Genomic DNA, 22053 nt, shown 5'->3' with positions numbered 1-22053 from the left:
GGCTTGCTGTGGTGGGTGGTACTGCGACGGAGTTGTGGGCGGTCTGTGAAGACGCGGGTGAAGGTGCAACGGGCGGGGAGTCCGTCGGCCCCCCGCCCGTCACCGAGTGCTCAGTGCACGTGCACGACCTTGCACTCGTCGTTGCCCGACGAGAGCGCCATGTGCAGACCGCTGAGCTTGAAGGTAGACGCCGTGGTCGCCCAGGCGTGCTGGCTCACGTCGGTCAGCACGGCCTTGTCCGCCCTCTGGGCGAAGCCGTTCGGGTTCGCCTTGTCCCCCGCGTGCATACGGCCCGTCGAACCGGCCGCGACGCCGATGTCGATGTTGTCGAACTCGGCGTTGGCGTCGAGGTCGTTGACATCGATGAAGAGGTGCTCGGCGTGCACCGGCGTGTCGGCGCCGGCGGTCAGCTTCAGGGTTATGGTGCCGACCAGCGGGATGTCCGGCGTGACCACGGACTGACACATGTTCGTGATGTCCGCGGAGCTGAACCCGGACACGGCGACCGCGTGGCCCTCGGTCTTGCCCTTCATGTCAGCGCCGACATCGACGGCGCCGTACTGGACGAAGTCATAGCCCACGAGCTTCGAGGCGGTGACCTTGAACTCCTGGCCCGACACACTGAACGACGCCGCGAGCGCACCCTGCGCGAGAGCCACACCGACAGCCGCCGTGGCGGCCACGCTGGGCACCATGACCACAGCGAACCGCTTCCATCTGGTCCCGCCACGCACCTGGGACTCCATATTTCCTCCTTCTCGGACGTACATCTCCTGGCCCGGACTCGCCCCAGTAGGCGGCTCAGCCGGGCAGGGATGGGAGAAGTGCTACGTCCTCGGGAAGGAGAGCGCCCGTACTCGGAGGCGCGAACCGCGCCCGAATCACTGGCGATCACCCCCGAGCGACAACCACTGGTCGCGCCTGACACGCATCACGCACAACCTCTGGACAGGCTTCGCCTGGTCCGGCGAAGACCCCCCTGTCCTAGAGCCGGCGCCACTGCCGCCGGCTCTGCTCGGTGGGGACCCAGAGTCTCCCGTGACCCGACCGGCTGTCGGGGTACGGGAACGGACCGAGCGTGGCCGATCGTGGTGCATTCTCGGCGCGGACACAAGGGGGTTCGTTACTCGCTAGTAACGGCCGGATAACCGAACAACGACCCGCCGGTCTCGGAGCGCGACACAGGGTGGCATCCAGGGGCAGAGCAAAGGCATTTATTTCTGGATGAAACCAGACAGAAGAACAGCCCCGATTTACTGCGAGTAACAGCGGCCGCAATTACCAAGATTTGGCAAAGTGCGGCCGCCCTGACGCCTTGTCGGCGAATCTTTCACCCCGGCATCACAAGCCGTGGCGTTTAGTGACTGGTCAGAACAGGGCTCGGGCCAGCGCCCTGCGTGCCCCGACCACCCGCGCGTCCTCGGGGCCCACGACCTCGAACAGCTCCAGCAGGCGGCGACGTACCGCATCCCGGTCGTCACCCGCCGTGCGCTGCACGGTCTCGATGAGCCGCCCGAAGGCGTCCTCGACATGGCCGCCCACGAGGTCGAGGTCGGCGGCCGCGATCTGCGCGGCGGCGTCCTTCGGCTTCTCGGCCGCCTCCTTGCGCACCTGCTGGGGGTCCATGCCCTCCACCCGCTGGAGCAACTCGGCCTGGGCCAGGCCCAGTTTCGCCTCGGGGTGGCCCGGGTCGTCGGCCAGCACGTTCTTGTAGGCCTGGACGGCGCCGGCCAGGTCGCCCGCGTCCAGGGCCTGCGCGGCGGCGTTCAGCGTGGCGTCGTACGGCCCCACCGGTGCCGCGGCCGCCGGGGCACCGCCCGGCTCGGCGTCCGGGTCGACGGTGAGACCGGTCAGCCCGAAGCGCTGCTCGGCGACCTGCACCAGCTGGTCCAGGGTCTGGCGGATCTGCGCCTCGCCCGCGGCGCCCTGGAAGAGCGGGAGGGCCTGTCCCGCGACGACGGCGAACACAGCCGGGATCCCCTGGACCCCGAACTGCTGCATCAGCATCTGGTTGGCGTCGACGTCGATCTTGGCGAGGAGGAAGCGCCCGTTGTACTCGACGGCCAGCCGCTCCAGGACCGGGCTCAGCTGCTTGCAGGGCTGACACCACTCGGCCCAGAAGTCGATGACGACGGGTACTTCGGCGGAGCGCTGCAGGACATCACGCTCGAAACCGGCTTCATCGACGTCGATGACGAGATCGGCCGGAGAGACGGCCCCCGTCCCGCCCTGCCGGGCGGCTTCGGCGCGCGCCTGCTCGGCCTTGGTCTTGGCCTCCTGGGCCGCCTTCACCGCGGCGAGGTCGACGACGCCGCTCATGGACATGTTCCGTGGCTGCATGCGTCTATCCTCCCCCGTTCCCGCGCATGAAGGAAAAAGCGATGTGGGTGGCGCCGGGTCCCCACCCCACGCCGGTGATCGTCGCCCGTGTACGTCTTTCACGGGCTTTCGCTACGACCCGTAGCGTAATGCCATGAGGGGCCCCCGCGACACCACACCCCGGTGATCTCCCTCACGGCCTCACAGAAACGGCCGGTTATGGTCGTGGGATGCAGAGCCGCACCCACGCCAGCCGCACCGGTCGCCCGCGCAGCGCCGCCGCGGACGCCGCGATCCTGGCGGCCACGCGTGAGGCGCTGGTGGAACTGGGCTGGTCCAAGCTCACGCTGGGAGACGTGGCGACACGGGCCGGGGTTGCAAAGACGACGCTGTACCGGCGGTGGGCCGGCAAGCACGAGCTGGTGGTCGACGCGGTCGCCGAACTCTTCGACGAGCTGGAGCTGCCCGACCGCGGCAGCCTGGCCGCCGACATCGAGGGCGTGGTCCTGCAGTTCGCGGCGATCCTGGCCCGCCCGGAGGCCAAGAGCGGCCTGATGGCGGTGGTCGCGGAGTCGACCCGCGACGACGCGCTGCGCGAGCGCATCCGCGCCTCCATCGTGGACCGCCAGATGCGGCTGGTCCTGGAGGGCCGTACCCGGGCCCAGTGCCGCGGCGAACTCCCGCCGGAGCCGGACCAGGCGGAGGCCGCCCGCACGGTGGACCTGATCTTCGACATGGTCGCCGGAGCGGTCGTCCACCGCACCCTGGTGAGCGGGAAGCCGGCGGACGAGGAGTGGGTGCACAGCTTCACCCGGGTGCTGCTGCTCGGCCTGACCGCACCGCCGACCGAGTCAACCGAGTCATAGGGCGGGACCTCCTCCGCTTCCCATTCCCGGATGTTCACCCGTCCCGGTGACGACACCCTTGCCGTCTTGTCATGTCACGGCCATGATTCAGCCACGGCGTCTACTCGCATAGATCCGCTGGATCCGCCCGGATCTACCCAGACCCGCCTCCCAGCATCCGCTCCACCTGACAGCGCGACCCGACTGGCCCAGGAGGACCGATCCACGTGAGACCCCGTCATCCCCGCCGGTACGGCACCCTCGCCGCCCTTGCGGCCGCCCTGGTGGCCCTGAGCGCCGGGCAGACGCTCGGTGCCCCGTCCGCCTCGGCGGCCCCCCGCTCCGCCGCTCCCGCGTCCGCGGTCGCCACGGCCGAGGACCAGGCCGCGCGCGCCCTCGCCGGCTCGCTCACCGACAGCGCCTGGCGCACCCGCGTCCGCAAGGCCGCCCTCGCCTCCCACGAGGTGCCCGTCACCACCCTCGCCCACGGCTCCCTGAAGTCCGCCCTGGCCGCGGCCGACCGCCGCATCGCCACGGCCAAGGGCCTGGACGGCCGGGTCGGTTCCCTGCTCCGGCTGCGCCTCGGGGACGGCTCCATGCGCGCGGCACTGACCGCCGGCACCATCCCCTGGGTCGCCGTGGCGGCCTCCGACGACGACACCACCACCGTCACCGCCTACGACAGCCACGGCCGGAGGCACACCCTCGGCGCCCGCACGGCACCGGCGCACCCGGTGTACGTCGTCGACGTCGACGGGTCCAAGGCGCTGGCCGCCGGCCTGACGGTCCTCGGCGCGGAGCTGCAGCGGCACGGTGTCGCCTCCGCGGCCCCCGCGCCCACCGCCGCGCGGAGCACCCGTACGGCCACCGCGGGCTTCTGGACCACAAGGATCACCGCGGTGGAGCTCTCGGACGACGAGGAGCCCTGGATCAAGGGCGACGCCGAGATCTACACCCTCGTCACCGGCTTCGGCCAGGACGGCAAGGTCCGCGTCGACCCGGTCGACATGCCCTACCTCGACAACGACGGCACGGTGTACCGGCCGAACCAGATCCTGGTCAACTGGTCGAACTACAAGTACAACCTGGCCGATGCCGTGATGATGGAGGAGGACGGCAGCACCAACTACCGCGACCTGGCCAAGGCCATCGCCACCGCCCTGCTCACCGTCACCGACCAGGGCACCTACATCCCGCTGGTGAACGCCGTCCAGGACGCCATCCCGAACGACTGGTGGACGGACGACCCGGACTACGTCGACTCCTGGTACACCCTCGCCCAGAACGACAACGGCACCCGCCACGGCGCCCGGGGCAACGGCTGGATGACCGTGGAGCCGTACTTCGTGCAGCAGTTCTGACACCAGGGCGGCAGCACGCGAACGGGCCGGCGGAGGATGCCGCCGGCCCGTTCGCGTGCGCCGTCAGAAGCCCGCGGGCTCGGTGTACACCCCCCACTCATCCCGCAGTACGTTGCAGATCTCGCCGAGGGTCGCCTCCGCGCGTACGGCGTCCAGCATCGGCTCGATCATGTTGGAGCCGTCCCGGGCGGCGGCGAGCATGCCGTCGAGCGCGCCCCGCACCGCGGCCTCGTCGCGCGCGCCCTTCCGCTCGCGCAGGATGCGGACCTGCTCCCGCTCCACCTCATGGCTGACCCGCAGGATCTCCAGGTCCCCGGTGACCGAGCCGGTGGCGACGTTGACGCCCACGACCCGCTTCTCGCCCTTCTCCAGGGACCGCTGGTACCGGAACGCGGACTCCGCGATCTCCCCGGTGAACCAGCCGTCCTCGATCCCGCGCAGGATGCCGGAGGTGATCGGCCCGATCGGGTGCCGCCCGTCCGGGTGCGCTCTCAGGCCCCGCTCCTTGATCTGCTCGAAGATCTTCTCCGCGTCCGCCTCGATCCGGTCCGTCAGCTGCTCGACGTACCAGGAGCCGCCCAGCGGGTCGGCCACGTTGGCGACCCCGGTCTCCTCCATGAGCACCTGCTGCGTGCGCAGCGCGATCTCCGCCGCCTGCTCGCTCGGCAGGGCCAGCGTCTCGTCCAGGGCGTTGGTGTGCAGCGAGTTGGTGCCGCCGAGCACGGCGGCCAGCGCCTCCACGGCCGTACGCACCACGTTGTTGTACGGCTGCTGCGCGGTCAGCGAGACGCCGGCGGTCTGCGTGTGGAACCGCAGCCACTGCGCCTTGTCGGTCTGCGCGCCGTACACGTCCCGCATCCAGCGCGCCCAGATGCGCCGGGCCGCCCGGAACTTGGCGATCTCCTCGAAGAAGTCGACGTGGGCGTCGAAGAAGAAGGAGAGGCCGGGGGCGAAGACGTCCACGTCGAGCCCGCGCGAGAGGCCCAGTTCGACGTACCCGAAGCCGTCCGCGAGCGTGTACGCCAGCTCCTGCGCGGCCGTGGCCCCGGCCTCGCGGATGTGGTAGCCGGAGACGGACAGCGGCTTGTAGGCGGGGATGCCGGCCGCGCAGTACTCCATGAGGTCGCCGATGAGGCGCAGATGGGGCTCCGGCTGGAAGAGCCACTCCTTCTGGGCGATGTACTCCTTGAAGATGTCGGTCTGGAGCGTGCCGTTCAGGACGGACGGGTCCACGCCCTGGCGCTCGGCGGCCACCAGATACATGCAGAAGACGGGGACCGCCGGTCCGCTGATCGTCATCGACGTCGTGACGTCACCCAGCGGGATGTCCTTGAACAGGACCTCCATGTCGGCCGCCGAGTCGATCGCCACCCCGCAGTGCCCGACCTCGCCGAGCGAGCGGGGGTCGTCGGAGTCGCGCCCCATGAGCGTCGGCATGTCGAAGGCGACGGACAGACCTCCGCCGCCCGCCGCGAGGATCATCTTGTACCGCTCGTTCGTCTGCTCGGCATTGCCGAACCCGGCGAACTGGCGGATCGTCCAGGTGCGCCCGCGGTAGCCGGTCGGATGGAGCCCGCGCGTGAAGGGGTACTCCCCGGGCCAGCCGATCCGCTCGAATCCCTCGTACACATCCCCCGGTCGGGGACCGTACAGCGGCTCCACGGGATCGCCGGAGAGCGTGGTGAAGTCTGCGTCGCGCTTGCGCGCGGCGTCGTATCGGGCCTGCCAGCGTCGGCGGCCCTCCTCGATGGCGTGAGCGTCCATACCATCGAATTTACTTGGACGTCCTAGTAAATGTCGATGGGCAACCGCCGTACGAGTGCCGTACGGCGGTGGAGGCCAGGAGGCGCGCGCAGACGGCCGCGGGGCACCGGTTACGCTCGACGCCATGAAGAAGAGCGTCTTGACCCGCTATCGGGTGATGGCCTACGTAACCGCCGTGCTCCTGATCGTGCTGACGGTGGGCGTGATCGGCAAGCGCCTGCTGCACCTGGACGGATTCGGCGGCTTCGTCACAGCCGTCGGCATCGCTCACGGCTGGCTGTACGTGCTTTACCTGATCTTCGCCTTCGATCTCGGCAACAAGGCCAAGATGCCGCTGGGCCGCCTCATCTGGATGCTGCTTGCGGGCACCATCCCGACCGCCGCCTTCTTCGTCGAACGCCGAGTGACACGGGAAGTGGAACCGCTCATCACGAAGGAAGCCGAACCCGAGCCTGCCGCGGCCTGAACCGCCCGGGGGCGCGGCCACGGAGGCCGGACCTTCACTTCGTGACGTAGTGACACTGCACGGCACGCAGCCTGCCGTTCACGTAGAACCTTGCGCATGCCTTGCCGTAGTGCGGCAACGTCTGCGCGCCGACCTTCCGCAACGGGTCCCCCTTGCACTCCGCATGCGTCGCTCCGCGCGAGGTTTTGTAGGTCCTGTTGCTGGTATCTGCATGCCATCGAACGAACCGGACGCCGATCGCCCGGATGATGATCGTTCGAAAGAATGCCGGCGGAGGCCGCATGACTGAGCGTTTCTGCAGCTCAGCGGGCTGAATATCACCGTCGAGTGGTATTCGCCCGCTCCGGCTGACGGCCTTAATCCTCGTCGAAGTCGTGCGCCGCGATCCGCAGCGGGCGGAGCATCGCGAAGATCTCCGCGCACTCCTCGGCGTCGTACACCCCGAGCCCGAAGTCCATCGCCATCAGGTCGCGTGTGGCCGCGTCGACCACCTCGCGGCCCCGGTCGGTGATGACGGCGAGCGTGCCGCGGCCGTCGTTGGGGTTGGGGCGCTTGGCCACCAGGCCGGACTTCACCAGCCGGTCCACGGTGTTCGTCACGGAGGTGGGGTGCACCATCAGCCGCTCGCCGATCTTGGACATCGGCAGCTCGCCGGCCTTGGAGAAGGTGAGCAGCACCAGCGCCTCGTAGCGCGCGAAGGTCAGTCCGTACGGCTTGACCACCGCGTCGACCTCGGCCAGCAGGATCTGCTGCGCCCGCATGATCGAGGTGATCGCGGCCATGGAGGGCACGTTTCCCCAGCGCTGCTTCCAGAGCTCGTCGGCACGGGCGATGGGGTCGAAGGGAAGACTGAGAGGCTTGGGCACGTCATCAGACCCTACCCGTCGGTCATATGCCGGTCAGCCCTGTCTCGGCTTTCGGTCGCCCGGCAGGCCAGGGCGAGCCCGCCGCAGCACAGCACACCGAGCACGCCGGCCCCCACGACGGCCACCCGCACCCCGCTGACCTGGGCCGCGACCCCCGCCAGCGCCATGCCCACGCCCTGGATCGTCATCATCCCCGCGCTGAGCACGGTCATGGCCCGCCCGCGCAGCTCCTCGGGCACCGCCCGGACGAACCACTGGTCCAGGCCCAGGGTGTACGCCGATCCCGCCCCGGACAGCAGCAGGAGCAGCAGGGACAGCCCTAGGCCGGGGTGCAGCGCGTAGCCGACGTACGGCAGCAGGGTCAGGCAGACCAGCGGCAGCGCGATCCGCTCCCGGGCCACGGGACCCAGCCGCGCCCCGGCGTACAGCTCGCCGGCCACCGTGCCGACGGGCAGCGCACACATCAGCAGGCCGAGGCCTGCGGAACCGGCCCCGAGCGTGTCGGCGTAGGGCGCGGCCAGTGCCTCGGGGACGACGGAGAACGTCGCCGGCACCCAGAAGAGGAGGAGCAGCACGCGGATGCGCCGGTCGGCGAGGAGGTGGCGGGCGCCGGGGAGCGGGTCCTCCGTCTGCCGGGCGCGGGCGGGGCGGCGGCGGGTGCCGAGGCGCAGCAGGGCGGCCGAGGCGAGGAAGGTGGCGACGGTGATCAGCAGCGCGTGGCGCGGGCCGGCGACCGTGAGAAGCAGACCCCCGAGGCCGTATCCGACGAGCAGCGCGCTCTGCGCGACGATCCGCAGCAGGGAGCGGCCCAGGACGAACGGCTCGCCACTGCCGAGGACGTCCGCGAGGGTCGCCATCCGGGTGCCGGCGAACACCGGGGCGACGACGGCGAGGCAGCAGCGCAGCGCGAGCAGGACGCCGACGTCCGCGCCCGGGGCCACCATCAGCGCCACGCAGCCCGCGCACACCAGGTCGCAGATCACCAGCACCCGCCGGGCCGGGAAGCGGTCGGCGACCGGGGCCAGCAGGGTGCCGCCGACGGCGTAGGGCAGGAAACCGAGCGCGAAGGTGAGGGCGCTCATCAGGGGCGAGCGGGTGAGGTCGTAGACGAGGACGGACAGCGCGATCTCGCTGACGATCACGCCGAGCATGGACAGGATGTGGGCGGCGAAGACGGCGCGGAACTCGGGTACGGCGAGGACGCGGCCGTATCCGGCGCGCGGGGGCGCCGTGGCCTCGGACGGTGCGGACATGCCGCGCAGCGTGCCCATGCCAGGACCGGTCGACGTAGAGTTTCGGCTCAGGCCGAATGTTCCACCGCTGAGCCTTCGAAAGGACCGCCGTGCCCTCGCAGCTTCACTTCGGTGAGGAGGACTTGCTGCGCTGCCGGTTCGCCGTGTCGCCCCTGTGGGAGACGCAGGAGGCGGTGCGGACGCTGAAGCGGCCCGATCGGCAGGGGTATCACGTGCCCTGGCTGCGGCGGAGCCGTACGGTGGCCGCGGGGCTGGATCTGTCGCCGCTGTGGCTGCTGATGCCGCGGCGCGGGCACTCGCCCGACTGGCTCGGTCCGCCCCCGATCGGCCCCGCGGCCACCTTCGAGGAGGAGATCGCGGCCGTGCGCGGGGCCGATCCGGACGCGGCCCGGGACGACACCGCCCTCTCGCTCGCCTGCACCCCGGGTGCTCTGGAGTCGGCGCGAGGCCGGGCGTGGCTCGCCGATCCGGCGCGGATGGTGCGGGAGCTGGCGGACGCGATGGAGGAGGCCTGGCGGGTGCTGGTCGAGCCGGAGTGGCCCCGGCTGCGGGCGCTGCTGGAGGCGGACGTGGCCTTCCACTCGCGGCGGTTGGCGGAGGTGGGCCTCGGCGCGCTGCTGCCGGAACTCGACGGGCGGCTGTCCTGGAACGGCCGCACGCTGACGCTCGCGCGACACGGCGAGTACGCGCGCGACCTCGGCGGCCAGGGCCTGGTGCTGATGCCGAGCGTCTTCTCCTGGCCCGACGTGATCACGGGCTTCGAGCCCCCGTGGCAGCCCACGGTCGTGTACCCCGCCCGGGGCATCGCCGGGCTGTGGGCCGAGCCCGCCGACCGCACCCCGCAGGCGCTCGTACGACTGCTCGGCCCCAACCGCGCCGCCGTCCTGGCCGCCCTGGACGAACCCGCGAGCACCACCGCCCTGGCCCACCGCCTGCGGCTCGCCCCCTCCTCGGTGTCGGCGCACCTGACGGTCCTGCGCGACGCGGGCCTGCTGACGGCACGGCGCTACGGGCACCAGGTGCTGTACGAGCGGACGCCCCTGGGGATGGCGTTGGCGTCGGGGGGCTGAAGCCGGTGTGCCGGGTGTGATCAGCCGGGTGTGATCAACCGGAGCGTTTGCGGCGCAGGTGGTGGCGGACCGCCCGTTGCGCAACCGGGCCCAGTTCATCCAGGGCCGCGACCAGTGCTCCCAGCTGTTCCAGGGCATCCAGAGCCGCGTGGGCGCCGGCCTCGTCCACACCCTCGTACAGCTCCATGCCCACGAAGGAGACGGCCACGGCGCGGGCGAGGCCCGCCGGGTCGGTGAACCCGCCTAAGGGGGTGGAAGCGAGCACCCGCCGCAGTACCTGCTCGATCTCGGCGATCCACAGGTCGAGACCGGCGGCCGTGGCCGGGCCAAGGGCGGCATGGGTCTGGGCGCCGGCCAGGAGCTGGCCGAGGAGGGCGACGTGACCGCCGGCCCGTTCCTGCTCGTGGATCTCGCGGCCGACGGCGAGCAGCTCGGAGAGGGAGGTGACGGAGGCGAGCCGGGTGCGGTGCCGCGCCACGGCCTTCTGGGCGCCGTAGCGGCAGGCGGCGGCGAGCAGTTCGTCCACCGATCCGAAGTGGTAGAAGACCAGCGCCTGGTTGACGCCGGCCGCCGAGGCGACCGTACGGGCCGAGGTCTTGGCGATGCCCTGCTCGGTGAGCGTGCGCAGCGCGCCCTCCAGGAGCTTGGTCTTGGTCTCCTGGGACTTCGCCGTCTCCGGGCTCATGCGCCCGTCACCGCGCGGAACTTCGGGGCCGTCGAGGTCATCCGTCCGACTCCGGTCATCCGTACTCCTCCAGGGTGTGCAGCAGGCGGGGTGCGCGTGCCTGGGTGACCGGGGAGCGCAGGCAGCGGCGGGCCGCCGGGGTGCAGGCGAGCGGCGCCTTGAGCAGGGCGAGCGACATCGCGACCACCAGCAGCAGCGGGCACAGGTAGGCCACGGTGGCCCCGAACGGGCCGAAGACGCGGATCAGGGACTCGAGCCCCAGGCCGGTGAGGCACACGGTGAGCACCAGCGCGCGGACCGCCAGCTCGGCCAGCCAGTTGGCCAGGGCCCGCTCGGGGGTGATGCCCCGCTCCAGCCACAGCCGCAGCCGGTCGAAGGACCAGGCGGTCGCCCAGCCCGTCAGCGGGCGGACCACCATCCGGTCGGCGAGCGTGCCGAAGGCGCCCCAGCGGGGGCGGTAGTCGTAGCCGGTGAGGAAGCGGACGCCGTGCGCGTCGGGCACGTACCGCCGGTAGCCGCTGCCCTCGGCGACCAGGGACAGCGGGTGCGGGGAGGCGAAGCGCAGGGCGGAGGTGCGGGTGCCGTCGGGGCGCTCCTTCTCGTGCGCGGCGACTCCGGTGCCGGACACCGTGAGGAACGGCAGCACGCGCGTGACGTAGCGGAAGCGCTGCGGCTCGCCCTCCGCGCGCGGGAGGTGGGTGATCTCGGTGACCCGCAGGTCCCAGCGCTGGTGCTGGGCGGGGTCCTGGGTGCGTGCCCAGAGATCGTCCAAGTCGGCGCGGATATGCGTCTCTATGTAGAGACCCATGGTGTTCCCCCACGTCAGAGTGGCGTTTGAGCGACTGCTCAAACTGTCTGGGAGGGAAAGTAACGCACCTTTGAGCGATCGCTCAAAGAAAGCGGTTGACAGAACCCCGGCCCCTGAGAGCCGGGGTTCATGGGCGGGTCGGCCAGCGTTACCGCGCCAGGTGCCGCTCGACCGTCTCGACCTTGGAGGTGAGCCCGTCGGTCACGCCGGGCCGGATGTCGGCCTTGAGGACGAGCGACACCCGCGGGGCCCTCTCCTCGACGGCGGCCACGGCGCGCTTGACGACGTCCATGACCTCGTCCCACTCCCCTTCGACGGAGGTGAACATGGCGTCGGTGCGGTTGGGCAGGCCGGACTCGCGGACCACGCGGACGGCGTCGGCGACGTACTCCCCCACGTCATCGCCGACGCCCAGGGGTGTCACGGAGAAGGCGACGATCATGCGTTCACGACCCCTTCCTTGCGGGCGCGGGCGGCGATGACGGCGTCCTCGGCCTCACGGCGCAGCGCGCGCTCGATGATGAAGCCGCCGCCCGGGATGATCGAGTACGCGAAGTAGAGGGCGGCCTTGCCCTTCGCCCACTTGGTGCGGTTCCAGGCGTCCAGCCAGAAGATCACGTAGAGGATGAACAGCACGCCGTGGATCGGGCCCAGCACGGGAGCGACGTCGAAGCCCGAGGCGACCGTGTGCTTGATGATCGTGCAGGTCGCGAGAACGATCCAGGAGATGCCCTCCGGCACGGAGATCAGGCGCAGGCGGCGGATGGCGGATGCTGTCTTGAGGTCCACGGGTCACCTTCGGTGGGAGAGACGTCGCAGTTTGTGAACGGAAGCACAAGCGTTCGCCCATTGTGGCAAACCGTGTCCCTAGGGGTGCGGTCAGGGTCGCTCTCCACCCGCGGGGCCTGTTCGGTCCACCCGCGTCGCCGCTACTTTCACAGCGTGGCGATGTTCCGACTCCAAGGGAGCAAGGTGCTCGCCGTCGACATGACCGGGGACGCCGTGAAGGCGAAGAACGGCTCGATGGTCGCGTACGACGGGCAGATGGCCTTCAAGAAGCTGACCGGTGGCGGCGAGGGGCTGCGCGGGATGGTGACCCGACGGCTCACGGGCGAGCAGATGACGGTGATGGAGGTGAGAGGGCAGGGGACCTGCTGGTTCGCGGACCGCGCCTCGGAGATCAATCTGGTGCAGCTCCGGGGGGACAAGCTCTACGTGGAGTCGAGCAACCTCCTCGCGACCGACGCGGGGCTGAGAACGGGCACGACGTTCACGGGGCTGCGCGGCGCCTCGCAGGGCAACGGGCTGTTCACGACGACCGTCGAGGGACACGGACAGGCGGCGATCATGTCCGACGGGCCGGCGGTGGTGCTCCGGGTCAGCCCGCAGTACCCGCTGATCGTCGACCCGGGCGCCTACATCGCCCACCAGGGCAACGTACGGCAGTCCTTCCAGTCCGGCGTGACGTTCCGCACGCTCTTCGGGGAGGGCGGCGGCGAGGCCTTCCAGATCCGTTTCGAGGGCGACGGCCTGGTCTATGTGCAGCCGAGCGAGCGGAACACGATCGCGGGGGACCTGTGAGATGAGCTTCCGTGAGATCAACTCCAAGATGGTCGAGGCGACCGTGCTGCCCGGGCAGCGGCTGTTCAGCCAGCGCGGGGCGATGCTCGCCTACCGAGGGGACGTGTCCTTCACGCCCAACCTCCAGGGCGGCCAGGGCGGGCTGATGTCCATGCTCGGGCAGCGGGTGGCCGGCGAGGCGACCCCGCTGATGACCATCGAGGGCAGCGGCACCGTCTTCTTCGGGCACGGCGGCCACCACGTGCACGTCATCAACCTCTCCGGCGACACCCTCTACGTCGAGGCCGACCGGCTGCTCGCCTTCGAGGGCACGCTCCAGCAGGGCACGATGTTCATGGGCTCACAGGGCGGGGTCATGGGCCTGGTCCGGGGCCAGGTCACCGGGCAGGGCCTGTTCACCACCACCCTCCAGGGGCACGGCTCGGTGGCCGTGATGGCCCACGGCGGCGTCTTCGAGATCCCGATCACGCCCCAGCGCCCGGTCCATGTGGACCCGCAGGCGTACGTCGCCCACCACGGCGACGTACGCAACAAGCTGTCCACCGCGCTCGGCTGGCGCGACATGGTGGGCCGCGGCTCCGGCGAGGCGTTCCAGCTGGAGCTGAGCGGGAACGGCACGGTGTTCGTCCAGGCGTCGGAGGAGAAGCTGTGAGCGCGTACGGAACCCCAGGCGGGCCGGTGGTGTACGACCCCCTGACCCTCCCCGCCGACGACAACGTGAACAAGTACACGTTCTGCGTGGAGCTCAAGAGCGGGCAGTGGTTCCTGCAGAAGGGGAAGATGATCGCCTACTACGGGGCGATCGAGTTCAACGGCGTCGGGCACGGCCGACTCGACCGACTTGTCCGCACGTCGTTCCATTCGCCACTGCACGCGAGCGACTGGGTCGTGGCGGAGGGCTCCGGGAAGATGCTGCTGGCCGACCGGGCCTTCGACGTCAACTCCTACGACCTGGACGACGGGAACTTGACCATTCGCGCGGGCAATCTGCTCGCTTTTCAGCCAAGTCTCGCGCTCAAACAATCGATCGTGCCAGGTTTTCTGACCCTTATCGGAACCGGCACGTTTGTGGCCGCATCTAACGGACCGGTGGTGTTCATGGAACCTCCGATCCGGGTGGACCCGCAGGCGCTGGTGGGGTGGGCCGACTGCCCGTCCCCCTGTCATCACTACGACCACGGGTACCTGACGGGTGTCCTGGGCGGTCTACGTGCGATGACGGGCCTCGGCGGGGCCTCCGGCGAGGAGCACCAGTTCGAGTTCGTGGGGGCCGGGACGGTCCTGCTGCAGTCGAGCGAGACCCTCATGGCCGAGCGGGCCACGGGGGTGGTTCCGCCCGAACCGGGGGTGCCCGGCGGTGGCGGAGCGGCACCGGGTGGACACGGTCCGCAATCGTCGGCCGTACCGCGCCTTCCCGGACAGCTGGGAGACCTCCAGCGTCGCTTCGGGCTGTGAGCGGTAGTCTGCGGAGTGTGACGTCGAACGCGTGCGCACTGTCACACCACCCGAAGTAGTTCGTCATTCAACTTCTTAGGTAGACTTCATACATGGAGACCGAAACGGCCACGCGCTGGCTGACCGATGCGGAGCAGTGCGCTTGGCGCACCCACCTGGAGGTCAACAGGCTGTTGACGTACCAACTCGAAAGGGATCTGCAGCCGTTCGGCCTGACGATGAATGACTACGAGATTCTCGTGAACCTCTCCGAGTCGGAAGAGCTGCGGATGCGGATGAGCGACCTCGCCTCCGCCACCCTGCAGTCCAAGAGCCGGCTCTCGCACCAGATCACGCGGATGGAGAACGCGAACCTGGTGCGGCGCGAGAACTGCGAGTCCGATCGGCGGGGGCTGTACGCAGTGCTGACGGATCACGGCATGGAGACGATGAAGAAGGTCGCGCCGCATCATGTGGCGTCGGTGCGGCGGCACTTCATCGACCTGTTGTCGCCGGAGGCATTGACGGAGCTGGACAAGGGGCTGAAGCCGATCGCCGAGCACCTGAGGGGGCAGCGGGGGCGTCCCTGAGCTTGGCAAGGGCCTCCAGGGTGTCGGGTGACCCCAGCGCCCTGGGGGCTGCCGCCCTCAGCCCGCCCTCAGCCCGCCGTCAGGCCCGTCACCAGTTCGTCCGCCGCGCGGTACGGGTCCAGTTCGCCGGCCACGATGCGCTCGGCCAGGGCGTCCAGGCGGCGGTCGCCGTGGAGGTCGCCGATGCGTTCGCGAAGGGCTGTGACCGCGATCGTCTCCACCTCGCGGGCCGCGCGGGCCCTGCGGCGCTCGGCGAGGACGCCGCGCTCCTCCATCCATGCGCGGTGCTTCTCCAGGGCCTCGACCACCTCGTCCACACCCTCCGCGCGCGCCGCGATCGTCTTGACGATGGGCGGGCGCCAGTCGCCGGGGCCGCGGGCCTCGCCGAGGCCCAGCATGTGGTTGAGTTCGCGGGCCGTGGCGTCGGCGCCGTCCCGGTCCGCCTTGTTGACGACGTACACGTCGCCGATCTCCAGGATTCCGGCCTTCGCCGCCTGGATGCCGTCGCCCATGCCCGGGGCCAGGAGGACCACCGAGGTGTCGGCCTGGGAGGCGATCTCGACCTCGGACTGGCCGACGCCGACCGTCTCGACCAGGATCACGTCACAGCCCGCCGCGTCCAGGACCCGGATCGCCTGCGGGGCGGCCCAGGCGAGGCCGCCCAGGTGGCCGCGCGTCGCCATGGAGCGGATGTAGACGCCGGGGTCGGAGGCGTGGTCCGACATGCGCACCCGGTCGCCGAGCAGGGCCCCGCCGGAGAAGGGGGACGACGGGTCGACGGCCAGGACGCCGACCCGCTTGCCCTGCTTGCGGTACGCCGTGACGAGGGCGGAGGTGGAGGTCGACTTGCCGACGCCGGGCGAGCCGGTGAGGCCCACCACGTAGGCGTTGCCGGTCAGCGGGGCGAGCGCCGCCATGACCTCCCTGAGCTGCGGGGACGCCCCCTCCACCAGGGAGATCAGCCGGGCCACGGCCCGCGGCCGGCCTTCCCTGGCCTGGGCCACCAGAGAGGAGACGTCCTGCATCAAACAGCTCCGTTCACTTCACGGACGTAAACAGACGTAACTGGAACTCAGGCCTTCGGTACCCGCACGATCAGGGCGTCACCCTGACCGCCGCCACCGCACAGCGCGGCCGCGCCGACACCGCCGCCGCGCCGCTTGAGCTCCAGCGCCAAGTGGAGCACGAGGCGGGCGCCGGACATACCGATCGGGTGACCCAGCGCGATCGCGCCACCGTTGACGTTCACCTTTTCCGTGGATACGCCGAGGTCCTTCATTGACTGCACGGCGACCGCGGCGAAGGCCTCGTTGATCTCGATGAGGTCGAGGTCGGCGACCTCCAGGCCCTCCTTCTTGAGGGCGTGCTGGATGGCGTTGGACGGCTGGGACTGCAGGGAGTTGTCCGGGCCGGCCACGTTGCCGTGGGCGCCGATCTCGGCGAGCCACTCCAGGCCCAGCTCCTCGGCCTTGGCCTTGCTCATCACGACCACGGCCGCCGCACCGTCCGAGATCTGCGAGGAGGTGCCGGCGGTGATCGTGCCGTCCTTGGCGAAGGCCGGGCGCAGCTTGCCCAGGGACTCCACGGTCGTGTCGCCGCGGATGCCCTCGTCCTTGCTGAAGACGACCGGCTCGCCCTTGCGCTGCGGGATCTCGACCGGGGTGATCTCGGCCTCGAAGACACCGTTCTTCTGCGCAGCGGCGGCCCGCTGGTGGGACAGTGCGGCGATCTCGTCCTGCTCGGGACGGGCGATGCCGAGGCGCGTGTTGTGCTTCTCGGTGGACTCGCCCATGGCGATGCCCTCGAAGGAGTCGGTCAGGCCGTCGTAGGCCATCGCGTCGAGCATCTCCACCGCGCCGTACTTGAAGCCCTCACGGGACTTCGGCAGCAGGTGGGGGGCGTTGGTCATGGACTCCTGGCCGCCCGCCACCACGATGTCGAACTCGCCGGCGCGGATCAGCTGGTCGGCCAGCGCGATCGCGTCCAGTCCGGACAGACACACCTTGTTGACGGTGAGCGCCGGGACGCTCATCGGGATGCCGGCCTTGACCGCGGCCTGGCGGGCCGGGATCTGCCCCGCGCCGGCCTGCAGCACCTGGCCCATGATCACGTACTGCACCTGGTCGCCGCCGATCCCCGCACGGTCGAGGGCGGCCTTGATCGCGAAGCCGCCGAGGTCGGCTCCGGAGAAGGACTTCAGCGAGCCCAGCAGCCGCCCCATGGGCGTACGGGCGCCCGCGACGATCACCGAACTGGTCGTTCCAGAAGACATGAGCTGCGATCCCCTTCCAGCTGCGAAAGAGCCGAGGAGTGAACGAGGGTTTACCTCGAATGTACTGATGGCACTCCGTGCCGTCATCGGGCCGTCGGTGTGATCGCGCGCACGTTGCGTAACCACGTCCGTAGCGCTGCACTGAATCCATGCTGACGCGAATCGACCACATCGGGATCGCCTGCCACGACCTCGACGCCACCGTCGAGTTCTACAAGGCCACGTACGGCTTCGAGGTGTTCCACACCGAGGTCAACGAGGAGCAGGGCGTGCGCGAGGCCATGCTCAAGATCAACGAGACGTCCGACGGCGGCGCCTCCTACCTCCAGCTGCTGGAGCCCACCCGCGAGGACTCGGCGGTCGGCAAGTGGCTGGCGAAGAACGGGGAGGGCGTCCACCACATCGCTTTCGGTACGGCGGATGTGGACGGGGACTCCGAGGAGATCCGCGGCAAGGGCGTACGCGTTCTGTACGACGCGCCACGACGCGGCTCCATGGGGTCGCGGATCACCTTCCTGCACCCCAAGGACTGCCATGGTGTCCTGACAGAACTGGTCACTTCGGCCCCTGTTGAGTCGCCCGAGCACTGACCGCCGTACATAAGGGCCGGTAGGGTTGGGGGCGGTCGTCCTCACAACCGGGGCGACCCGGTCCCTCCATCAAAGGTGACGTCTGCCTCGCGACGCCTGGCACGCACGCTCGCCGCGTTACCGGAGGGACCGCCGGGGTCCGGGTTTCGGGGGACGAGCGTCGGGGCAGCAGCCCGTGCTCCGCCGTTGATCTGACACCATTCCCCGGGGGCCCCGTTCGGCGGATGGACGGAGCTCGTTGGAGATTGCGACCAGGGGACGGATGGGACCGCGCAGTGCGGGGCTACGAGAGCCAGGAGCGAGAGCCGGCGGCTGACGTCGACCACCTCTCTCGGTTCGAGGCCGAGATGAAGCGGCTGAAGACCGAGCGGGAAAAGGCGATCCAGCACGCCGAGGACCTCGGCTACCAGGTCGAGGTGCTGCGCGCCAAGCTGCACGAGGCGCGACGCACCCTGATGACCCGGCCCGCCTACGACGGCGGTGACATCGGCTATCAGGCCGAGCAGTTGCTCCGCAATGCCCAGATCCAGGCCGACCAGCTGCGCCAGGACGCCGAGCGGGAGCTGAGCCAGGCCCGCGCGCAGACCCAGCGCATCCTGCAGGAGCACGCCGAGCAGGCCGCCCGGCTCCAGGCCGAGCTGCACCAGGAGGCGGTCACCCGCCGGCAGCAGCTGGACCAGGAGCTGGCCGAGCGCCGGCAGACCGTCGAGTCGCACGTCAACGAGAACGTGGCGTGGGCCGAGCAGCTGCGCGCCCGCACCGAGTCCCAGGCCCGCCGGCTCCTCGACGAGTCCCGCGCCGAGGCCGAGCAGGCGATGGCCGCCGCCCGCGCGGAGGCCGAGCGGCTGACGAACGAGGCCCGGCAGCGGCTGCAGAACGACGCCGAGGCGGCCCGCACGGAGGCCGAACAGATCCTGCGCCGCGCCCGCACGGACGCCGAGCGGCTGCTGAACGCCGCCTCCACGCAGGCGCAGGAGGCCACCGACCACGCCGAGCAGCTGCGCACCTCCACCGCCAGCGAGTCGGATGCCGCCCGCCGGCAGGCCGCCGAGCTGAGCCGGGCCGCCGAGGAGCGCATGGCACAGGCCGAGGAGGCGCTGCGCAAGGCGCAGGCCGAGGCCGAGAAGCTGGTCACGGAGGCCGAGCAGGCCGCCACCAAGACGCTGTCGAGCGCCGAGGCCGCGGGCGAGGCCCGTACGCGCACGGCCAAGGAGCAGGTCGCCCGGCTGGTCGAGGAGGCCACCAAGGAGGCCGAGAACACCAGGTCCGAGGCCGAGCAGCTGGTCGCCGACGCGCGGGCCGAGGCCGAGAAGATCGTCGCGGAGGCCTCCGAGAAGGCCCGTACGGTCACCGCCGAGGAGAGCGCGACCCAGCTGTCCAAGGCCGCCAAGACCGCCGAGGACGTCCTGAACAAGGCGTCGGAGGAGGCCAAGAACACCACCAAGGCCGCGGCCGAGGAGGCCGAGCGGATCCGCACGGAGGCCGAGGCCGAGGCGGACCGGCTGCGCGCCGAGGCGCACGACATCGCCGAGCAGCTCAAGGGCGCGGCGAAGGACGACACCAAGGAGTACCGCGCCAAGACGGTCGAGCTGCAGGAGGAGGCCCGCCGGCTGCGCGGCGAGGCCGAGCAGCTGCGGTCCGACGCGGTCGCCGAGGGCGAGTCGATCCGCGCCGAGGCCCGCCGCGAGGCCGTGGTGCAGATCGAGGAGGCGGCCAGGTCCGCCGAGGAACTGCTGGCCAAGGCCAAGGCGGACGCCGACGAGCTGCGGCAGAAGGCGACCACGGACAGCGAGAAGGTCCGCACGGAGGCCATCGAGCGGGCCACCACGCTGCGCCGGCAGGCCGAGGAGACCCTGGAGCGCACCCGCAAGGAGGCCGAGCGGCTGCGCGAGGAGGCCGGCGAGCAGGCCGAGGCGGTCAAGTCGGACGCCGAGCAGGCCGCGCGCGAGCTGCGCGAGGAGACCGAGCGGGCGGTCGAGGCCCGTCGTACCGAGGCCGCGGAGGACCTGACCCGGCTGCAGACGGAGACCCAGGAGCGGCTGGCCGCGGCCGAGCAGGCGCTCACCGACGCCCGTGCGGAGGCGGCCCGGATCCGCCGGGAGACCGCCGAGGAGACCGAGCGGCTGCGCACCGAGTCCGCCGAGCGGATCCGTACGCTCCAGCAGCAGGCCGAGGCCGAGGCGGACCGGCTGCGCACGGAGGCCGCGTCCGACGCGTCCGCCTCGCGCGCCGAGGGCGAGGCCGTCGCCGTACGCCTGCGGTCGGAGGCCGCGGCCGAGGCCGAGCGGCTGAAGGCGGAGGCCCAGGACACCGCCGACCGGGTCCGTGCGGAGGCGCAGGCCGCCGCCGAGCGGCTCGGCACCGAGGCGTCCGAGACGCTGGCCGCCGCCCAGGAGGAGGCCGCCCGGCGCCGCCGCGAGGCCGAGGAACTCCTCGGCGCCGCGCGCGCCGAGGCCGACCAGGAGCGCGAGCGGGCCCGCGAGCAGAGCGAGGAGCTGCTGGCCTCGGCGCGCAAGCGGGTGGAGGACGCGCAGGCGGAGGCGGTCCGGCTGGTCGAGGAGGCCGACCGGCGCGCCACCGAGATGGTGTCCGCCGCCGAGCAACACGCCCAGCAGGTACGGGACTCCGTCGCCGGGCTGCACGAGCAGGCGCAGGAGGAGATCACCGGGCTGCGCTCGGCCGCCGAGCACGCGGCGGACCGTACCCGCAGGGAGGCCGAGGAGGAGGCGGACCGGGTCCGCTCCGACGCCTACGCCGAGCGGGAGCGGGCGAGCGAGGACGCGTCGCGGGTGCGGCGCGAGGCGAACGAGGAGGCGGAGGCCGCCCGGGCGCTCGCCGAGCGTACGGTCGCCGAGGCGATCGCGGAGTCCGAGCGGCTGCGTTCGGAGGCGTCCGCACACGCCCAGCGGGTGCGCACGGAGGCGTCGGACGCGCTCGCCGAGGCCGACCAGGCCGCGGCCCGCACCCGGGCGGACGCCCGCGAGGACGCCAACCGCATCCGCTCGGACGCGGCAACCCAGGCGGACACGCTCATCACCGAGGCGCGCAACGAGGCCGAGCGCCTCCAGTCGGAGACCGTCGCGGAGGCGGACCGGGTCCGCGCCGAGGCCGTCGCGGGTGCCGAGCAGCTCATGGCGGACGCCACCGACGACGCCGAGCGGCTGCGTGCCGAGGCCGCCGAGACGGTCGGCTCGGCCCAGCAGCACGCGGAGCGGCTGCGCAGCGAGGCCGAGCGGCACCGGGCGGACGCGGACGCCGAGTCCGAGCGGCTCGTCAACTCCGCGCGCGAGGAGGCCGAGCGGACCCTCGACGAGGCCCGCAAGGACGCCAACAAGCGGCGTTCGGAGGCGGCCGAGCAGGTCGACAAGCTCATCACGGAGACCACGGCCGAGGCGGACAAGCTGCTCACCGAGGCCCAGCAGCAGGCGCTGAAGGCCACCGCGGACGCGGAGTCGCAGGCCGACACGATGGTGGGCGCCGCCCGCTCCGAGGCCGAGCGGCTCGTCTCCGAGGCGACCATCGAGGGCAACTCGCTGGTGGAGAAGGCCCGTACGGACGCGGACGAGCTGCTGGTCGGCGCCCGCCGGGACGCGACCGCCATAAGGGAGCGCGCGGAGGAGCTGCGCGACCGCATCACCTCCGAGATCGAGGAGCTGCACGAGCGGGCCCGCCGGGAAGCCGCCGAGACGATGAAGTCCACCGGTGACCGCTGCGACGCGCTGATCAAGGCGGCAGAGGAGCAGCTGGCCAAGGCGCAGGCGAAGGCCAAGGAGCTGGTGTCGGAGGCCAACTCCGAGGCGGGCAAGGTCCGGATCGCCGCGGTCAAGAAGGCGGAGGGCCTGCTCAAGGAGGCCGAGCAGAAGAAGGCCTCCCTGATCAAGGAGGCCGAGGAGCTGAAGGCCGAGGCGATCCGCGAGGCCCGGCGCACGGTCGAGGAGGGCAAGCGCGAGCTGGAGGTCCTGGTGCGCCGGCGCGAGGACATCAACGCCGAGATCTCCCGTGTCCAGGACGTCCTGGAGGCGTTGGAGTCCTTCGAGGCCCCCTCGTCCGGCAAGGACGGCGGAGTCAAGGCGGGTGCCACCGTCGGCGCCCCCCGATCGGGTGGCAAATCGTCGGACGGCTAGCGCGCGCTGACGTTTTCCGTGTCTG

General features: G+C 71.1%; 21 protein-coding genes. 10 read left to right on the top strand and 11 right to left on the bottom strand.

The genetic code is table 11. The features are described from left to right. Positions 1 to 110: 110 nt before the first annotated feature. Together ACZ5DS_RS13875 and ACZ5DS_RS13870 are read right to left on the bottom strand one after the other, a co-directional pair. Positions 111 to 746: a DUF6230 family protein gene (locus tag ACZ5DS_RS13875; protein WP_468237329.1), complete on the bottom strand. Its 636-nt coding sequence runs from the start codon at positions 744 to 746 to the stop codon at positions 111 to 113. 622 nt (positions 747 to 1368) lie between these two features. Beyond that, on the bottom strand, positions 1369 to 2340 hold the full coding sequence (locus ACZ5DS_RS13870) for a tetratricopeptide repeat protein (RefSeq protein WP_468237326.1): 972 nt from the start codon (positions 2338 to 2340) through the stop codon (positions 1369 to 1371). A 209-nt stretch (positions 2341 to 2549) separates the two neighbouring features. Here ACZ5DS_RS13870 and ACZ5DS_RS13865 point away from each other — a divergent pair, with 209 nt between their 5' ends. Continuing rightward, entirely contained in the window at positions 2550 to 3185 is a 636-nt protein-coding gene (locus ACZ5DS_RS13865) for a TetR/AcrR family transcriptional regulator (protein ID WP_468237324.1), read from the top strand. Positions 3186 to 3391: 206 nt separating this feature from the next. Beyond that, entirely contained in the window at positions 3392 to 4525 is a 1134-nt protein-coding gene (locus tag ACZ5DS_RS13860; protein WP_468237322.1) for a DUF3103 family protein, read from the top strand. Between the two features lie 63 nt (positions 4526 to 4588). Here ACZ5DS_RS13860 and ACZ5DS_RS13855 read toward each other — a convergent pair whose 3' ends face one another. Further along, entirely contained in the window at positions 4589 to 6289 is a 1701-nt protein-coding gene (locus ACZ5DS_RS13855) for an acyl-CoA mutase large subunit family protein (RefSeq protein ID WP_468237320.1), read from the bottom strand. A 124-nt stretch (positions 6290 to 6413) separates the two neighbouring features. On the opposite strand from ACZ5DS_RS13855, the gene ACZ5DS_RS13850 reads away from it, so the two are divergent. After that, positions 6414 to 6755, top strand: coding sequence for a DUF3817 domain-containing protein (locus ACZ5DS_RS13850; RefSeq protein ID WP_468237318.1), 342 nt, complete (start codon positions 6414 to 6416; stop codon positions 6753 to 6755). A 356-nt stretch (positions 6756 to 7111) separates the two neighbouring features. On the opposite strand, the gene ACZ5DS_RS13845 is transcribed toward ACZ5DS_RS13850, so the two are convergent. Further along, complete coding sequence (locus ACZ5DS_RS13845; protein WP_468237316.1) at positions 7112 to 7621, bottom strand: MarR family winged helix-turn-helix transcriptional regulator; 510 nt, start codon at positions 7619 to 7621, stop codon at positions 7112 to 7114. Between the two features lie 11 nt (positions 7622 to 7632). Further along, positions 7633 to 8874 (bottom strand): MFS transporter, encoded by a 1242-nt coding sequence (locus ACZ5DS_RS13840; RefSeq protein ID WP_468237314.1) that lies wholly within the window; start codon positions 8872 to 8874, stop codon positions 7633 to 7635. Positions 8875 to 8963: 89 nt separating this feature from the next. Between ACZ5DS_RS13840 and ACZ5DS_RS13835 the strand changes: the two genes are divergently transcribed. Beyond that, on the top strand, positions 8964 to 9944 hold the full coding sequence (locus ACZ5DS_RS13835; RefSeq protein ID WP_468237312.1) for an ArsR/SmtB family transcription factor: 981 nt from the start codon (positions 8964 to 8966) through the stop codon (positions 9942 to 9944). Positions 9945 to 9978: 34 nt separating this feature from the next. Here ACZ5DS_RS13835 and ACZ5DS_RS13830 read toward each other — a convergent pair whose 3' ends face one another. The 4 genes from ACZ5DS_RS13830 to ACZ5DS_RS13815 form a co-directional block, all read right to left on the bottom strand. After that, positions 9979 to 10629 carry a TetR/AcrR family transcriptional regulator gene (locus tag ACZ5DS_RS13830; RefSeq protein ID WP_468237310.1) on the bottom strand — a complete coding sequence of 217 codons (651 nt, stop codon included), beginning with the start codon at positions 10627 to 10629 and terminating at the stop codon, positions 9979 to 9981. Between the two features lie 55 nt (positions 10630 to 10684). After that, positions 10685 to 11437, bottom strand: a complete 753-nt coding sequence (locus tag ACZ5DS_RS13825) for a hypothetical protein (RefSeq protein ID WP_468237308.1) — start codon at positions 11435 to 11437, stop codon at positions 10685 to 10687. Positions 11438 to 11585: 148 nt separating this feature from the next. Then, positions 11586 to 11879, bottom strand: a complete 294-nt coding sequence (locus ACZ5DS_RS13820; protein WP_468237305.1) for an MTH1187 family thiamine-binding protein — start codon at positions 11877 to 11879, stop codon at positions 11586 to 11588. After that, positions 11876 to 12226 (bottom strand): DUF3817 domain-containing protein, encoded by a 351-nt coding sequence (locus tag ACZ5DS_RS13815; RefSeq protein ID WP_468237302.1) that lies wholly within the window; start codon positions 12224 to 12226, stop codon positions 11876 to 11878. The genes ACZ5DS_RS13820 and ACZ5DS_RS13815 overlap by 4 nt, the downstream gene beginning before the upstream one ends. Positions 12227 to 12385: 159 nt before the next feature. Between ACZ5DS_RS13815 and ACZ5DS_RS13810 the strand changes: the two genes are divergently transcribed. From ACZ5DS_RS13810 to ACZ5DS_RS13795, 4 genes are all read left to right on the top strand, one after another. Beyond that, positions 12386 to 13018, top strand: a complete 633-nt coding sequence (locus ACZ5DS_RS13810) for an AIM24 family protein (RefSeq protein WP_468238216.1) — start codon at positions 12386 to 12388, stop codon at positions 13016 to 13018. 1 nt (position 13019) lies between these two features. Continuing rightward, positions 13020 to 13670, top strand: coding sequence for an AIM24 family protein (locus ACZ5DS_RS13805; RefSeq protein ID WP_468237300.1), 651 nt, complete (start codon positions 13020 to 13022; stop codon positions 13668 to 13670). Then, entirely contained in the window at positions 13667 to 14473 is an 807-nt protein-coding gene (locus tag ACZ5DS_RS13800) for an AIM24 family protein (RefSeq protein WP_468237297.1), read from the top strand. The genes ACZ5DS_RS13805 and ACZ5DS_RS13800 overlap by 4 nt, the downstream gene beginning before the upstream one ends. Before the next feature lie 92 nt (positions 14474 to 14565). After that, positions 14566 to 15042 (top strand): MarR family winged helix-turn-helix transcriptional regulator, encoded by a 477-nt coding sequence (locus ACZ5DS_RS13795; protein ID WP_468237294.1) that lies wholly within the window; start codon positions 14566 to 14568, stop codon positions 15040 to 15042. 68 nt (positions 15043 to 15110) lie between these two features. Here the strand turns inward: ACZ5DS_RS13795 and meaB are convergent, their stop codons facing one another. Continuing rightward, entirely contained in the window at positions 15111 to 16067 is a 957-nt protein-coding gene (meaB, locus tag ACZ5DS_RS13790) for a methylmalonyl Co-A mutase-associated GTPase MeaB (RefSeq protein WP_468237291.1), read from the bottom strand. Between the two features lie 47 nt (positions 16068 to 16114). Next, on the bottom strand, positions 16115 to 17314 hold the full coding sequence (locus ACZ5DS_RS13785) for an acetyl-CoA C-acetyltransferase (protein ID WP_468237289.1): 1200 nt from the start codon (positions 17312 to 17314) through the stop codon (positions 16115 to 16117). Between the two features lie 149 nt (positions 17315 to 17463). Here ACZ5DS_RS13785 and mce point away from each other — a divergent pair, with 149 nt between their 5' ends. Together mce and scy are read left to right on the top strand one after the other, a co-directional pair. After that, complete coding sequence (mce, locus tag ACZ5DS_RS13780; protein ID WP_468237286.1) at positions 17464 to 17904, top strand: methylmalonyl-CoA epimerase; 441 nt, start codon at positions 17464 to 17466, stop codon at positions 17902 to 17904. Between the two features lie 275 nt (positions 17905 to 18179). Continuing rightward, positions 18180 to 22028, top strand: coding sequence for a polarized growth protein Scy (scy, locus tag ACZ5DS_RS13775; protein ID WP_468237283.1), 3849 nt, complete (start codon positions 18180 to 18182; stop codon positions 22026 to 22028). The last annotated feature ends 25 nt before the right edge of the window (positions 22029 to 22053 follow it).

It is taken from the genome of Streptomyces sp. NPDC031100 (genome assembly GCF_055570785.1).
This window is presented reverse-complemented; position numbering and strand designations above follow the sequence as displayed.

Bases quoted from the DNA above. Each gene is read 5' to 3' on its own strand.
- ACZ5DS_RS13865 (WP_468237324.1), top strand. From the start codon at position 2,550: ATGCAGAGCCGCACCCACGCCAGCCGCACCGGTCGCCCGCGCAGCGCC.
- ACZ5DS_RS13840 (WP_468237314.1), bottom strand. From the start codon at position 8,874: ATGTCCGCACCGTCCGAGGCCACGGCGCCCCCGCGCGCCGGATACGGC.
- ACZ5DS_RS13825 (WP_468237308.1), bottom strand. From the start codon at position 11,437: ATGGGTCTCTACATAGAGACGCATATCCGCGCCGACTTGGACGATCTC.
- ACZ5DS_RS13810 (WP_468238216.1), top strand. From the start codon at position 12,386: ATGTTCCGACTCCAAGGGAGCAAGGTGCTCGCCGTCGACATGACCGGG.
- ACZ5DS_RS13855 (WP_468237320.1), bottom strand. From the start codon at position 6,289: ATGGACGCTCACGCCATCGAGGAGGGCCGCCGACGCTGGCAGGCCCGA.
- ACZ5DS_RS13830 (WP_468237310.1), bottom strand. From the start codon at position 10,629: ATGAGCCCGGAGACGGCGAAGTCCCAGGAGACCAAGACCAAGCTCCTG.
- ACZ5DS_RS13785 (WP_468237289.1), bottom strand. From the start codon at position 17,314: ATGTCTTCTGGAACGACCAGTTCGGTGATCGTCGCGGGCGCCCGTACG.
- ACZ5DS_RS13805 (WP_468237300.1), top strand. From the start codon at position 13,020: ATGAGCTTCCGTGAGATCAACTCCAAGATGGTCGAGGCGACCGTGCTG.
- meaB (WP_468237291.1), bottom strand. From the start codon at position 16,067: ATGCAGGACGTCTCCTCTCTGGTGGCCCAGGCCAGGGAAGGCCGGCCG.
- ACZ5DS_RS13875 (WP_468237329.1), bottom strand. From the start codon at position 746: ATGGAGTCCCAGGTGCGTGGCGGGACCAGATGGAAGCGGTTCGCTGTG.
- ACZ5DS_RS13870 (WP_468237326.1), bottom strand. From the start codon at position 2,340: ATGCAGCCACGGAACATGTCCATGAGCGGCGTCGTCGACCTCGCCGCG.
- ACZ5DS_RS13795 (WP_468237294.1), top strand. From the start codon at position 14,566: ATGGAGACCGAAACGGCCACGCGCTGGCTGACCGATGCGGAGCAGTGC.
- ACZ5DS_RS13850 (WP_468237318.1), top strand. From the start codon at position 6,414: ATGAAGAAGAGCGTCTTGACCCGCTATCGGGTGATGGCCTACGTAACC.
- mce (WP_468237286.1), top strand. From the start codon at position 17,464: ATGCTGACGCGAATCGACCACATCGGGATCGCCTGCCACGACCTCGAC.
- ACZ5DS_RS13820 (WP_468237305.1), bottom strand. From the start codon at position 11,879: ATGATCGTCGCCTTCTCCGTGACACCCCTGGGCGTCGGCGATGACGTG.